The sequence below is a fragment of the Kitasatospora sp. NPDC093679 genome (assembly GCF_040683455.1).
Classification (GTDB): Bacteria; Actinomycetota; Actinomycetes; order Streptomycetales; family Streptomycetaceae; genus Kitasatospora; species Kitasatospora arboriphila.
On record NZ_JBFBDW010000077.1, the window covers coordinates 18,213 to 31,249 of the forward strand.

The 13,037-nt window shown below is 74.7% G+C and carries 13 protein-coding genes; 6 read left to right on the forward strand and 7 right to left on the reverse strand.

Features of this window, described 5'->3' with window-relative positions; all coding sequences use genetic code 11:
* Window positions 1–59: 59 nt before the first annotated feature.
* Window positions 60–2,024 (reverse strand): amino acid transporter, encoded by a 1,965-nt coding sequence (locus tag AB0O09_RS36240; protein ID WP_363549436.1) that lies wholly within the window; start codon window positions 2,022–2,024, stop codon window positions 60–62.
* A gap of 691 nt (window positions 2,025–2,715) precedes the next feature.
* Window positions 2,716–3,705, reverse strand: coding sequence for a YafY family protein (locus tag AB0O09_RS36245; protein ID WP_363549434.1), 990 nt, complete (start codon window positions 3,703–3,705; stop codon window positions 2,716–2,718).
* Window positions 3,706–3,799: 94 nt separating this feature from the next.
* Between AB0O09_RS36245 and AB0O09_RS36250 the strand changes: the two genes are divergently transcribed.
* Complete coding sequence (locus AB0O09_RS36250; protein ID WP_363549431.1) at window positions 3,800–4,198, forward strand: VOC family protein; 399 nt, start codon at window positions 3,800–3,802, stop codon at window positions 4,196–4,198.
* A gap of 159 nt (window positions 4,199–4,357) precedes the next feature.
* On the opposite strand, the gene AB0O09_RS36255 is transcribed toward AB0O09_RS36250, so the two are convergent.
* Complete coding sequence (locus tag AB0O09_RS36255) at window positions 4,358–4,954, reverse strand: dihydrofolate reductase family protein (RefSeq protein ID WP_344628093.1); 597 nt, start codon at window positions 4,952–4,954, stop codon at window positions 4,358–4,360.
* A gap of 193 nt (window positions 4,955–5,147) precedes the next feature.
* On the reverse strand, window positions 5,148–5,477 hold the full coding sequence (locus tag AB0O09_RS36260) for a hypothetical protein (protein ID WP_363549428.1): 330 nt from the start codon (window positions 5,475–5,477) through the stop codon (window positions 5,148–5,150).
* 250 nt (window positions 5,478–5,727) lie between these two features.
* On the opposite strand from AB0O09_RS36260, the gene AB0O09_RS36265 reads away from it, so the two are divergent.
* Complete coding sequence (locus AB0O09_RS36265) at window positions 5,728–5,943, forward strand: hypothetical protein (protein WP_363549426.1); 216 nt, start codon at window positions 5,728–5,730, stop codon at window positions 5,941–5,943.
* Between the two features lie 66 nt (window positions 5,944–6,009).
* On the opposite strand, the gene AB0O09_RS36270 is transcribed toward AB0O09_RS36265, so the two are convergent.
* From AB0O09_RS36270 to AB0O09_RS36280, 3 genes are read right to left on the reverse strand one after another with little or no spacing between them, the layout of a single operon-like run.
* On the reverse strand, window positions 6,010–7,788 hold the full coding sequence (locus AB0O09_RS36270) for an MOSC and FAD-binding oxidoreductase domain-containing protein (RefSeq protein WP_363549423.1): 1,779 nt from the start codon (window positions 7,786–7,788) through the stop codon (window positions 6,010–6,012).
* A 16-nt stretch (window positions 7,789–7,804) separates the two neighbouring features.
* Window positions 7,805–8,701 carry a hypothetical protein gene (locus tag AB0O09_RS36275; RefSeq protein WP_363549420.1) on the reverse strand — a complete coding sequence of 299 codons (897 nt, stop codon included), beginning with the start codon at window positions 8,699–8,701 and terminating at the stop codon, window positions 7,805–7,807.
* Window positions 8,702–8,754: 53 nt separating this feature from the next.
* The gene (locus AB0O09_RS36280; protein WP_363549418.1) at window positions 8,755–9,000 is read right to left on the reverse strand and encodes an alkyl sulfatase C-terminal domain-containing protein; all 246 of its coding nucleotides are present in this window, start codon (window positions 8,998–9,000) and stop codon (window positions 8,755–8,757) included.
* On the opposite strand from AB0O09_RS36280, the gene AB0O09_RS36285 reads away from it, so the two are divergent.
* The 4 genes from AB0O09_RS36285 to AB0O09_RS36300 form a co-directional block, all read left to right on the forward strand.
* Window positions 8,983–9,300: a hypothetical protein gene (locus tag AB0O09_RS36285; protein ID WP_363549416.1), complete on the forward strand. Its 318-nt coding sequence runs from the start codon at window positions 8,983–8,985 to the stop codon at window positions 9,298–9,300. The genes AB0O09_RS36280 and AB0O09_RS36285 overlap by 18 nt on opposite strands.
* A 113-nt stretch (window positions 9,301–9,413) precedes the next feature.
* Window positions 9,414–10,913, forward strand: a complete 1,500-nt coding sequence (locus tag AB0O09_RS36290; protein WP_363549413.1) for a hypothetical protein — start codon at window positions 9,414–9,416, stop codon at window positions 10,911–10,913.
* A 377-nt stretch (window positions 10,914–11,290) separates the two neighbouring features.
* A complete protein-coding gene (locus tag AB0O09_RS36295; RefSeq protein WP_363549451.1) occupies window positions 11,291–12,739 on the forward strand; it encodes a hypothetical protein in 1,449 nt (482 codons plus the stop codon).
* Window positions 12,740–12,911: 172 nt separating this feature from the next.
* On the forward strand, window positions 12,912–13,037 hold a 126-nt coding region (locus tag AB0O09_RS36300), incomplete at its 3' end, for an acyl-CoA dehydrogenase family protein (protein ID WP_363521149.1).

Genomic DNA, 13,037 nt, shown 5'->3' on the forward strand with positions numbered 1-13,037 from the left:
CCCGGGAACGGGACCGCCGGTCGAGGTGCGGGTCTGCGCGGCTCCGGACGCCGCGGTGCTCAGCCGACGTGCACGCGCGGGCGCCGTGAGCGGTCGGCCTCCGCCTCGCGGAGCACCTCGCGGGTGACCGGGGCGACCTCGCCCTGGCCGAACAGGAAGAACCGCAGGAACTGGGCGAACGGATTGCCCTCCGTCCACTCGAAGTAGATGTGCGGCTGCTGCCCGGTGGTGTCCCGGACGTGCAGCAGCAGCGCCGCCAGGGCGTTCGGGATGGAGGAGTGCTCCAGGGTGAGGATGCGGTACCGGTCGTGCAGCACCTCGCCGCGCACCCGCAGTTCGGCCTCGAAGTCGGACGGGTCCCGGACGGTGACCTCGACGAACAGCAGGTCGTCCTCGGGGGCGATGCCGTTGTCGGCCCGGATCTGGGAGGTCTTGTCGCGGTACTCGGCGAGGTCCCGGTTGCTCGGCTCGTTGGCGATCAGCCGGATGTCCCGGTGCGCGCAGTCGCGGACGAACCGCTCCGCGATCGGATCCAGCACGACGTCGGTGACCCGCAGTTCGAAGGCGCGGGCGAGCCGGGAGGCCAGCGAGATGAGGATGATGCCGGCGATGAAGCAGGCACCGATCTTCACACCGTCCGGGCGCTCGGCGATGTTGAGGGCCGTGGTGTAGAGGAAGACCGCGGCGATCACCGCGAAGCCGATCGTCCAGCCCCGCTGGCGGGCCCGGCGGGCGGCGATGGTCACCGCGATCGCCGCCGAGCTGATCAGTACGAGGACGCCGGTCGCGTACGCGCCGCCCTGCGCGTCCACGTCCGCGTCGAAGATCCAGGTGACCAGGAAGGCAACCGCGGTCAGCACCAGCACGGTCGGGCGGACGGCCCGCGCCCAGTGCGGCGCCATGCCGTAGCGCGGCAGGTAGCGGGGCAGCAGGTTGAGCAGGCCCGCCATCGCGGAGGCCCCGGCGAACCAGAGGATGGCGATGGTGGAGACGTCGTAGACGGTGCCGAACGCGCTGCCCAGGTACTCGTGGGCGAGGTAGGCCAGGGCACGGCCGTTGGCCTCGCCGCCGGGGCGGAACTGGTCCGCCGGGATCAGCAGGGTGGTGATGAAGCTGGTGGTGATCAGGAAGACGCTCATGATCACGGCGGCGGTGGTGAGCAGCTTGTGGGTGCCACGGGTGCGCCCGGTCGGCCGCGCCTCCGTGTCGCCGGGGTCGCCCTTGATGTGCGGCATCACGGCGACACCGGTCTCGAAGCCGGACAGGCCCAGGGCGAGCTTGGGGAAGACGATCAGCGAGACGCCGACCATCGCGACCACGTTGCCGTGCTCGGCCGTCAGCGCGTGCGACCAGTCGGCGACCACGTGCGGGGCGGTGGCCACGTGCCACAGGCCGGTCACCACCACGACGACGTTCAGCGCCAGGTAGATGCCGACCAGGCCCACGGCCAGGCCGATCGCCTCGCTGAAGCCCTTGAGGAAGACGGCACCGAGCAGCGCGATCAGGAAGAGCGTGATCAGCACCTGGCGGCCGTGCAGCGCGCTCGTCAGGTGCGGGTTCTCCACCAGGTGCGCCGTGGCGTCGGCGGCGGAGAGGGTGATGGTGATGAGGAAGTCCGTGGCGGCGAAGCCCAGCAGGACGAGGACGAAGAGCTTGCCCTGCCAGAAGCTCAGCAGCCGCTCCAGCATGGCGATCGAGCCCTCGCCGTGCGGGCTCTCCTTCGCCACCCGGCGGTAGACCGGCAGCGCCCCGCACAGGGTCACCACGACCAGCACGATGGTCGCCACCGGCGAGAGCAGGCCGGCCGCCAGGGCGGCGATGCCGGGCTGGTAGCCGAGGGTCGAGAAGTAGTCCAGACCGGTCAGGCACATGACGCGCCACCAGCGCTGGCCGTGCTCCTCGGGCGCCTCGGCGTGCGGGCCGGGGTGCTGCTTCGCCCGGTCCGACAGCCCCTCCAGCAGCCACGCCCGCAGCCGGCTCGGTGCCGCGGGTGGAGGGGGGACCGGCGGGGAAGTTGTGGACACGGCAGACTCCGTCGAGGGCGCAAACGATCAAGCCGCCCGGTGGGCGGCCTCGCCAGAGTAGACAGCCGATTCATGGGCCTCTTTCGCCATCACGTACACATCGGCGCCCCCTCCTGGCACTACCGGTTGTGTCGGCCAACGGTTCGAGGACACTCGACGGTCGGACGGCCGGCGTCTGCCGGAGGGCGGCCGAAGCGCCTTCCACCGTCCGCCCGGAAGACGAAACCGCACGTCACCGCAGGTCCGGACGGCACCGGACGGCCCACCCGGACGCCCGGGCGGACACCGTCGGCCGGCTTGTCCGACCACGCCGGGGCACTCGCCGACGCCGGGACGGCACGGACGGCCGTCCCGGGGCCCGCAGCGGCGGGCGGTCGAATCTTGACGGATCTTTAACGCCCCTGCGGGCGCCCTCCCACCCTCCAGGACGACACCCCGGCGTCCTCGCACCCGATCACCGTCGTCGGGGACGAACCGGACGATCGGCGGGCCCTCGCGCCCGGCAAACGCCGCTGCCACAGCCTGCTCCGCCGGACCGGCGCGTCGCGCCCGCATCCCCGCCTCCTCGCCCCGCGGAGGCGCCCGTCACGCCGGGTAGCCGATCTCCGGCGGCTCCTGCCCCGGCTCCTCCGGGTCCGCCTCCCCCTCCGCAGGGCCGACCGTGCCGTCCCGTGGCACCGGTTCCCCACGGTCAGGCTCGGCGGGCGTACGACGTGAGGCGGTCGGCGAGTGCGGCGACGAGGTCGCGGAGTTCGTCGGGGCGCTCGATGACGAACGGCCGGTCGAGTGAGGCGAGTACCGGCGGCAACCAGTCGAGCCGCTCCACCCTCATCTCGACGCGCAGCCAGCGCTCGGTCGCCCGGTCCTCGCCGGCCGCGGACTCGTGCTCCTCCAGGCTCGCGAGACCGGCCGGAAGTCGGGCGCGGATCTGCTCGACCGTCCCGTGGATCCGCACGGTCACCTGATACCGGTACTCGGCCGCGGCGAACCCCGACAGCACGCGCTGTGCCGGACCGGGGCCCACGGGCGCTTCGAACGAGCCGGGCAGGGTCCGCGCGTCCGCGATGCGATCGAGCCGGAAGGTCCGCTCCTCGCCGATCCGGGCGTCCTCGCCCGTGACGTACCACCGGCCCCCGTGGGCGACGATTCCGTACGCGTGCAGCGTGCGCTCGCTACGCCGTCCGTCACGGTCGGTGTAGCGGATCGAGACCGGTCGGTGGTGGCGCACCGCATCGGCGATCGTGAGCAGCACCCCGGAGTCCGGAGTGTCGAACTCGGCGGGCCGATCGGTGAAGGCGAGGGATTCCAGCAGTGTGTCGAGCCGGCGGGCGACGTGCTTGGGCAGCACCCGCCGGATCTTGGCCGATGCCGTCTCGCTCGCCGTCTGCTGCGTCGTCGTCAATCCTGCTCGGCGGTCGGCGACCAGGCCGAGCAGCACGGCCAGCGCCTCGTCGTCGCTGAGCATGAGCGGGGGCAGGCGGTACCCGGGGCCGAGCCGGTAGCCGCCGTACCGGCCGCGCACCGATTCCACCGGCACGTCGAGGTCGATCAGCTGGTCCACGTACCGGCGAACGGTGCGCCCTTCGACGCCGAGCCGATCGGCGAGTTCGGCCACCGTCCGGGTGCCGCCCGACTGCAGCAGCTCCAGGAGTGTCAGTACGCGGCCGGTGGGTCGAGGCATGTTCGGCAGCCTAATGCGAATACAGGACCGATTCTGTCCACTATTTCTCCTAGCCTGCGACCTGCACGTGTCAGGCACGACCAAGGAGATTCCCATGGACTTCGTCTCGATCCGCATCATCACCGGTGACGTGGCACGCCTCGTCGACTTCTACGAGCGGGCCACCGGGACACGGGCGACGTGGGCCACCGAGGACTTCGCCGAACTCAGGACCGCGGGCGCCACCCTCGCGATCGCCGGCACCCGCACCGTCCCGCTGTTCGCCCCGGGCTCCGCCCGCCCTGCGGACAACCACAGCGTGATCACCGAGTTCCTCGTCGACGACGTGGACCGCGTCCACCGGGACCTGAGCGACTTCGTCACCGACTTCGTCGCCGAGCCCACCACGATGCCGTGGGGCAACCGGTCCCTGCTGTTCCGCGACCCCGACGGCAACCTCGTCAACTTCTTCACCCCCGTCACCCCGGCGGCCGTCGCGAAGTTCGCACGCTGACCCCACACACCGCCGCCCACGCCTGACGGCCGCGCTGGGCGGTGATCCGGCCTGCTGCCTCCGCGGCAAGCGAGTGGACCCTCCGGCCGGCCTCGGGCAGGCGGGGCCGGCCGATGCGGGTCCGTGCGACGACGTTCACGGGTGATCAGGACGACCTGGTCACCGACCGTCGACCGCCCGGTAGGTGCAGACGTTGACGCCGGTGCCGCTGGTGACGGTGGAGACCAGTTCGAGGGTGCGCTTGGCGCCGTCGGCCGGGAAGATCGACTTGCCGCCGCCGAGGAGCACCGGCATGACCATGAGCTTGAGCTCGTCGACCAGGCCCTCCGCGATCAGCGTGCGGGCGAGGGTCGGGCTGCCCATGACCAGCAGGTCGCCGCCCTCGGCCTTGTGCAGGCCGGCGATCCGGGAGACGGCCTCGGCGGCGGGGAGCAGCGTGGTGTTCGCCCACGTCAGGTCGGAGTCGCCGAGGGTGCCGCTGACCACGTACTTGGGGATGGCGTTCATCCGGTCGGCGAACGGGTCGCCCGCGCGGTCGGGCCAGGCGGCGGCCATGGTCTGCCAGGTGCGGCGGCCGAAGAGCAGCGCGTCCGCGGTGCGCAGCGCCGCGTCGAAGGCGCCGCCCACCACCTCCGGGTCGAAGAAGGGGTGCGACCAGCCGCCGTGGGCGAAGCCGCCGTCGGTGTCCTCCTGGGGGCCGCCGGGCGCCTGCACGACGCCGTCCAGGCTGATGAACTCGCTGACCACGATGCGCACGGTGCTCGATCCTCCGGGTGGGTCGGGACTCGGCCGGGGAGCCCCCGACCGCTCCGGCATCATGGCACCCGGCACCGACAATACGGCGGACGTGGCCGCCCGTCAGGTCGTGGTGCTGCCCCGGCGGTTGGCCCTCCGGCCGGGCGTGCGACGGCTGGGCGGACGGCGGCTGGGCGGACGGCGGCCGGGTGCGTCAGCCGTACCAGGACGCCTCGGTCGGCCGGGACCGCCGGGGCACCTCCCGCTCGGCCATCGGGACCCGGACCTCGCCCGCGACCAGCGCGCAGCTCGGGATGCCGGTGAACACGCCGGGCAGGGCGATCCGGACCTCGACGTGCCGGGGCGGGCTGGTCGGCAGGACGGCGATCAGCGTGCGCTCCTCGGGATGGTGTCCGTGCACCCGCTCGAACGCGACCTCGCGCCCGTCCACCAGCACCTCCAGCTCCCGGACCCCGCCCAGGCGGACGCCCGCGGTCACCGAACAGCCGGCGTACTCGCAGTGGAAGTGGTACTCGCGGCCCATGTCCGCCTCCCGACGCTGCTGCGGGCGGTGTCGTGCCCGGTCACTCCATCCTGACACCGGGGCGGCGGGATCGGCAGGACGGGCGGCCCCGGGCGGGCAGGCGGCGGGCCCCGCTCCGGACGTCGGCGGGCGATGCTCCGGACGGCGGATCCCGCTCCCCCGGAGGGAGCAGTGGCCGTGACCGTTCGGCCGTCGCACCGTTGGCCGCGCGGAGCACCGTTCGGGCACACCACCGTTCAAGGAGAGACCCATGCGAAAGTACGTCCGGACCGTCGTCGTCGGCGCCCTGCTGGGCGCGAGCGCGCTGACCGCCGTGCCGGCGGGGGCGGCCGGGAACACCGCCTACCCGGAGCCCTCGAAGCAGGAGCACCTGTACGCGGTGCCGGTGGCGGGCATCACCGACGTCGGTGACCTCACCAAGCTGGCGCTGCTCGGCCACGACTTCGCCGGGCTGCTCGGCCACTGACGGGCCGGGGCTGCCGGAAGGGGGCGGCCGGGCGGGGAACCGCCGGGCTGTCCGGGCCGGCCGGGCTCACAGGTCGAGGACGACGTCCCGGTCGGGGCGGGCGCAGCAGATCAGCGCGTTGCCGGGGGCGGGGGCCTCGACCGGCTCGGGCCGGTGGACGACCGCGCCGTCGAGCAGGCGGGTCTCGCAGGTGCGGCAGACGCCGGTGCGGCAGGACCAGCGGACGGCGATGTCGCAGGCCTCGGCGAGTTCCAGCAGGGTGCCGTACTCGCTCTTCCACGGGACGGTGAGGCCGCTGCGGGTGAACGCCACGGCGGGGCCGTCGCCGGGGATGCCGGCGGGCGGGTGCGGGGCCGGGGTCCCGCCGGGGGGCGCGGCGATGCCGGGGGTGAGGCCGGCGGCGGTTCCGAACGGTTCGGTGCGGATCCGGTCGGGGGCGAGGCCCGCCGTGGTGAGCGCGGTGGTCAGGTCGGCCATGAACGCGGCCGGGCCGCAGAGGTAGGCGTCGGCGTCGGCGGGCAGGCCGAGGCCGGCGACGAGTTCCGGGCCGAGCCGGCCGTGGTCGGTGTAGTGGGTGCCCTGCCGGTCCTGGGGGCGGGGGCGGCTGTAGCAGATCCGGGTGTGCGAGCGGGGCAGCCGGGCCAGCAGGTGGCGGGCCTCGGCGGCGAACGGGTGCTCGGTGCCGTCGCGGGCGCCGTGCAGCCACCACACCGGCCGGGTCGGCGCAGTGGCGGCGAGGGCGTGCAGCATGGCGAGGACGGGGGTCACGCCGACGCCTGCGGAGGCGAGCACGACCGGGGTGCGGCCGGGGGCGAGGATGAAGGCGCCGCGGGGTGCGGCGGTCTGCAGGGTGTCGCCGGTCCGCAGGCTGCGGTGGAGCCAGGCGCTGGCCGTCCCGTGGGTCTCCCGTTTGACGCTGATCCGGTACCGCTGGGCGCCGGGCGGGCCGGAGAGCGAGTAGCTGCGCAGCAGGGCGGGCTGCCCGGGGTCGGGGGCGAGCCGGACGGTGAGGTACTGGCCGGGGGCGGCGGCGGGCAGCGGGGCGCCGTCGGGGTCGGCGAGCCAGATGGAGAGGGTGCTGCGGCTCTCGATGGCGGTGGCGGCGACGGTGAGCGGGCGGAAGCCGTCCCAGGCGGGCCGCGGGTCGGTGCCGTCGGGGTTGAGGCCGGGGTTGCCGGCGGCGCCGGATGCGTCGGGTGTGTCGGCCTGCCGGAGGAGGGCGCGGAAGGAGCCCTGCCAGCCGGGGCTGAGGGCGGGGATCCGCAGCGCCGCGGCGATCCGTTCGCGCGGCCGTTCCGGCAGGTAGAGCAGGCCGTCGGCCTCGGCGACGGTCATCCGTTCGGGCCCGTCGGCGATCTTGACGATCTCCTGTCCGGCCTCGACCTCGCCCTCGGTGAGGACGCGGAGGTAGAAGCCGGGTCGGCGGTGGGTGACCAGCAGGGCGGGCATCCGGGGCTCGTCCAGGCGCAGGCCGACCCGGTAGCAGGTGACCCGCGGCTGGGTGACCTCGAAGACGGCGCCGCCGATCCGGTAGCGGTCGCCGATGCAGACCTCGTCGTCGGGGAGGCCCTCCACGGTGAAGTTCTCGCCGAAGTGGCCGGGGGTGAGGTCGTCGCGGCCCAGGACCTGCTGCCAGTGCCGGTAGGAGTCGAGCTGGTAGACCATCACGGCGCGCATCTCGCCGCCGTGGCCGCCGAGGTCGCCCTGGCCGTCGCCGTCGAGGTTGAGCCGGCGGGCGGTGCGGGGGCCGGTGACGGGGTGTTTCCAGATGCCGGTGCGGACGGTGCGGCCCTGCCAGGTGACGTCCTTCGGCAGGCCGACGTTGACGGAGATCAGGTGGGCCACGGTGCTCCGTCCCTCGTCACGGCCGTTCGAAGAGTTGCAGGACGCCGCCGACGGAGAAGCAGAGCGCGCCGGTGATGGTGCCCCAGTTGGCGATGTCGGCGTTGACCAGGCTGCCGGTGGACGGCTTGGTGAAGGCGGCGAGCGCGGAGACCATGAACAGCACCGACCCGAGCTGGTTGACCGCCACGATCCACCAGCCGAGGTCGCGCGGCAGCACGCGCGGGCTGCCGTGGCAGACCTCGACGAACCCGAGGTGCCCGGAGACCAGGAACAGCACGCAGCCGATCACGTCGGGCGTCCAGATCAGCCGGTTGACCTGCTGGACGCTGAGGCCCTGCAGGAAGGAGTCCAGCAGGTTGACGGCGAAGACCAGGGTGCCGGCGAACAACACGAAGGCGCTCAGCCAGTCGACCCGCATCGGCTCGTAGCGCCACCACCGCCAGCGGCGGGTGACCAGGGCGCCTGCGCCTCCGGCGACGTGCCGCGGCGCGTTGATCACCTGGAGCAGGGTGACGTAACCGCCGGTGTTGAAGCACAGCCCGCCGACGAAGTAGATGACGGCGCTGGTGGTGGCGTCGCCGGAGCCGAACTGGGCGACGGAGGCACCGGCCGCGAAGAGCGCCCCGCCGAGCACGAAGGCGACGGAGGCGACGGTGTTCAGCCTGCGCAGCCGGGCGACGGAGACCTCGTCCGCCCGGGCGTGCCGGACGGCGCCGCCGCCGGGTACCCGGACGGCGAGCAGGCCGCGGCGCCGGGCGGGGCGCGACTCCCAGACTGCGGTGCCGCCTTCGGGGAGCGCCCAGGTGACCCTGGTGGTGAACGGTCCGGCGCCCTCGGCGCGCGGCGCGGCGGGCCCCGGCCGCTCCGGCCGCGCGGACGGCTCCGGCTGCTGGGGCTGCTCGGGCTGTTCCACGGGCCGAGCGTAGACCGGAGGGCAGGGCGTGCCGGCGGCGCAACGCCGGGGCGTCAGGGGGTGACGATCGCGAATCCGGGGTCGGGCGCGGAGAGGTACCCGAGCAGTTCGACGAGCACCGCCGGGTCGCCGTCGAGGGTGGCGCGGCCCTGCTCGGCGAGCCGCTCCAGGGATTCCGTGCCGAGCAGCACCGCGCGCAGGTCCGACTCGTCCAGGGTGAGGTCGAGCCGGGCGGGCGGGGCCGCCGGGCCGGGCCCGTTCACGTGGGTGAGGACGCCGTTGTGCAGCCGCACCGTCACGGGCGGACGGTCGACGCCGCCCAGCAGTGCCGGGGCGACGCCCACGCGGCCAGGATCCTGGCCGCGCTCACCGGGAACGGGCGGCAGCCCGACGAGGCGGCGGTCCGTCAGGTGCTGGAGCGGCTCGGCTACCCGCGGGACGCCGTCCAGGTCCGGCGGGAGGGCGGCGCCGCCGGGTTCTCGCTGTTCGTCCCCGGGGCCGGGCCGTGCATCAGCGGCCGGCTGGCCTCCCCGCCGAAGGTCGAGGTGCACGGCCCGTACGTGGAGGGCGGCTGCACCGAACCGAAGGGCGGGCACTGAGCGCCCGGAGCGCGGACACCGGGCCGCCGCGGGGCGGACGGCGGGCGGCGCCGGGCGTCACAGGGCGGCACTAGGCTGCACGGAGATCATCGGGCCTCAGGGGGAGGAACGGCATGGGCACCGACGGGGACGCGGCGCGGGTGCGCGACGCGCTGCTGGCGCTGCACGGGACGGACGGCGTGGAGCTGCTCGACGGCTTCACCGACGCGGAGATGGACGGCTGGCCCGTCCCCGTGCCGGAGGCCGTGCGGACGGTGCTCCGCGCGGTCGGCGGCGTCCGCGCGGACGACGAGGAGCACGAGTTCGGGCCGCGCAGGCTGCGGCCGTCCTCGTTCGCCGGCGGCCGCTGGGAGGTCGGCAGCCACCTCGCCACCGAGCACACGGTGTACGTCGCGGTCGGCGACCCGGACGCCCCCGACTGGGGGCCGGTGGTGGCGGTCCGCCCGTTCGACGACCCGGAGGCCGTGGTCGAGGCCGCCCGCTTCGCGGACTGGCTGCGGGCCCTCGCGGTGCGGCTCACCGACCCGGACGCCGACGGGCTGCTGCGCCGGGCGAGCGCAGCGGTCGACGCGGTGCCCAGCGTCGCCGCCGCCGAGGGTCCGGACGCCGCTCTCGCCGCCCTGGTCGGCCGCGGCGACCAGCTCGCCGACGTCGCGGACCTGCGCGACCTGCCCGCCCTCCCCTGCCGGATCGACTTCGAGCCGTACTACACCTACGCCCACAACACCGCCGACACCGGCAGCAGCGAGCTGCGGTTCGAGATGCTGGGCGGCGGCCGGGCGCTGCTGGTGCGCTCCGTGGTCAGCGGCGACTTCCTCGGCCGACCGGTGCGCCGCCACGCCGTGCCGGCCGACGCGGGCCGACGGGCGGTCGCCGAGCTGCGGGCCCTCGCCGCCGAACACCCGGCGTCCGTGGTGCTCGAACCGGGCTGCACCGACGCCGAGATGGACGGCTGGCCCGTCCCGGTGCCGCCGGAGGTGCGGACGGTGCTGCGCGCGATCGGCGGCGTCGCGGTGGCCGGGCTGCCGGTCCTGCGGCTGCGGCCCGGCGGCCCCGAGCACGAGGTCGACCCGGAGGTGCACCGGATGCTCGGCGGCGACGGCAGCTACTGGCCGATCGCCCGGGCGGCGTACGGGCGGCAGCACGCGATCGCCCAGGTCCGGATCGATCCCGGCACCGGGGAGTGGGGCTACGCCGTGTCGGTGACCGGCGACGCGGGGCTGCTGCGCGAGTACCCGGAGCTGACGCTGCTCGGCGAGTCGCTCGCGGACCTGCTGCTGACGGTGGCCCGGATCGCCCGCAGGGCCGCCGGGGCCCGGGACTTCGCCCGCGCCGCGGCCGCTGCCGCGCCCTGGTTCTTCCCCAACACCGGCGAGGCCTGGATCCTCCCGGAGCCGGTCGGCGAGTGGTCCGCGGAGGAGGACGCCCTGCGGGCGGCCGCCGCGGCCCTGCCGGAGGGCAGCTTCGCGGGCGACCTGCGGACCGCGCCGGCCCCCGGCGACCTCTGCTTCTACCGCGCCGACGACTGGCCGTACCGGGCCCGCCTCGACCGGCTGGTCTTCCTCGGCGCCGGCCGCATCGCCGCGGCCGTTCCGGAAGCGACGGCCTCCTGACGGAAGGCCGCCGACGAGCGGACGGTGGCACCTCTGACCACCGGTCACCACCGGTGCCGCGTCCGCCTGGTGGACGTGCCTTGCCCGGCGGGTGATCGGCTCGGCAGGATGACCGCCATGGCCTCCCACGCGTACCTGTGCCGTCGACTGCACGTCGACCTGGCGTACGCCTGCTCGGCGGCCTGTCACCGCGCCGCCTGACCGCGAGCCCCGCCCCGGAGACGGCTTCCGGGTCGCCCGCGGACGTTCCCCGGCGCGCCCGCCCGACCTCCGGGCCCACCGCCCCCGTGCTCCGCGCTGCCCTGCCGGGCCTGCGCGCCGTCCGGGCGGGCGTGCCGCAGCCCTGCACGCCCACCTCCTGGACGGAGCCCTCAGCCATGCGCCTCGCGCTGCCCGCCCGCGCCGCCGTGATCGCCGCGGCCACCCTGCTCGCCCTGACCGCGGCCGCACCCCCCGCCGACGGTGCCGCCGACGGTTTCGGGCCGCTGCCGCCGCACAACCCGTACGCGGGTCCCGAGGGCACCGCCACCATGCACGGGGACACCGGATCATCGGACGCCACCCCGCTGCCCGGCCCCGGCGCCGGGCCGCTCACCTCCCGCCGGGTCGCCCTCGCCTCGGCCTGCCCGACCGTGCTCGTCGGCTCCGACGGGTACCCGGTCGCCCTCTGCACGCCGATCCTCGGCCAGGTGCCGACCGTCCACCTGCTCGACCCCGCCACCGGCGACTCGATCGCCGAACTCACCGTCGCCAAGGGCTCACTGCTCGGCGGCGTGTACGCCTACCTGGACCAGCTGGACCGCCTGGTGCTGGTGGACGGCGAGCGTTCGCTGCTGCGGATCGGCCACCGGCGCACCGCCGCGGGCGGCCCGGAGCTGTACCTCGCGAGCTCACTCGCCCTGGCCGGCGCCGTCCCGGAGGGCGACTCGGTCACCGGGGTCTCCCCCGACTGGCAGGGCCGGGTCTGGTTCGCCACCGCCGGCGGGGTCGTCGGCACCGCGGACGACCGCACCGGCCGGGTCCGCAGCGTCTCCCTGCCGGCCGGCGAGCGGATCGCCAATTCGATCTCCACCGCGCCGGGCGGCACCGCCGTCGCCACCGACCACGCCACCTACCTGCTGACCGCCCACGCGGACGGCACCCCACGGATCTCCTGGCGGCAGCCGTACGACCGCGGGCCCGGCCGCAAGCCCGGCCAGCTCAGCCCGGGCACCGGCTCCACCCCGACCTTCTTCGGACCGGCGACCGGCACCGACTACCTCACCGTGGTGGACAACGCGGCCCCGACGGTGGACCTGCTGGTGTACCGCGCCTCGACCGGCGCCCCGGTCTGCTCCGTGCCGGTGCTGCGAGCGGGCGGCAGCGGCAGCGAGAACTCCCCCGTCGCCGCCGGGAACTCCGTCTTCGTCGCCTCCACCTACGGCTACCCCTACCCGAAGCTGCCGGAGGGGGCCGGTGCCTCGGTGCCCGCCTCGGGCGACTTCACCGGCGGGCTCTCCCGGGTGGACGTCCGGGCGGACGGCTCCGGCTGCGACCTGGTGTGGGACAACCGGACCCGGTCCGCCGCGGTGCCGCGGCTGTCGACCGCCGACGGGCTGATCCGCACCGTCCTGCGCCGGCCCGTGATCCCCTTCACCACCGCCACCTCGCTGCTCGACCCCTACTACTACGCCGAGATCGACCCGGCGACCGGCAGCACGGTCCGCACCCGGTACCTCGGCGCCGGCTTCCTCTACGACACCCTCCAGACGGTCGGCTCGATCGCCCCCGGCGGCGTCGTCTACCAGGGCACCGTCACCGGAGTCCTCCGCATCGCCAACGGCTGACCTCCCGCCGATCAGGGGCCGTCCGGACGTTCCGGGCGGCCCCTTCCGCATGTCACGGCGGGCCGGGCTGGCGTTGATGGCACAGAGTGTGTTCTATTAGGGGAACTGAGTTCCCTCCCTCTGTGGATCGTGTTCCGCCAACGGCTGCGGGACGGACTGGAGCACCCGAACCATGAGCAACTCCTTCGATCTGTTCCGCACGACCGAGGAGCACGACATGCTCCGTGACGCGGTGCGGTCGCTGGCCGAGGCGAAGATCGCCCCGTTCGCGGCCGAGGTCGACGAGCAGGGCCGTTTC

Coding starts and splice junctions, on each gene's coding strand:
- AB0O09_RS36250 (WP_363549431.1), top strand. CDS start 3,800: ATGGACTTCGTCTCGATCCGCATCATCACCGGTGACGTGGCACGCCTC.
- AB0O09_RS36260 (WP_363549428.1), bottom strand. CDS start 5,477: ATGGGCCGCGAGTACCACTTCCACTGCGAGTACGCCGGCTGTTCGGTG.
- AB0O09_RS36265 (WP_363549426.1), top strand. CDS start 5,728: ATGCGAAAGTACGTCCGGACCGTCGTCGTCGGCGCCCTGCTGGGCGCG.
- AB0O09_RS36295 (WP_363549451.1), top strand. CDS start 11,291: ATGCGCCTCGCGCTGCCCGCCCGCGCCGCCGTGATCGCCGCGGCCACC.
- AB0O09_RS36245 (WP_363549434.1), bottom strand. CDS start 3,705: ATGCCTCGACCCACCGGCCGCGTACTGACACTCCTGGAGCTGCTGCAG.
- AB0O09_RS36290 (WP_363549413.1), top strand. CDS start 9,414: ATGGGCACCGACGGGGACGCGGCGCGGGTGCGCGACGCGCTGCTGGCG.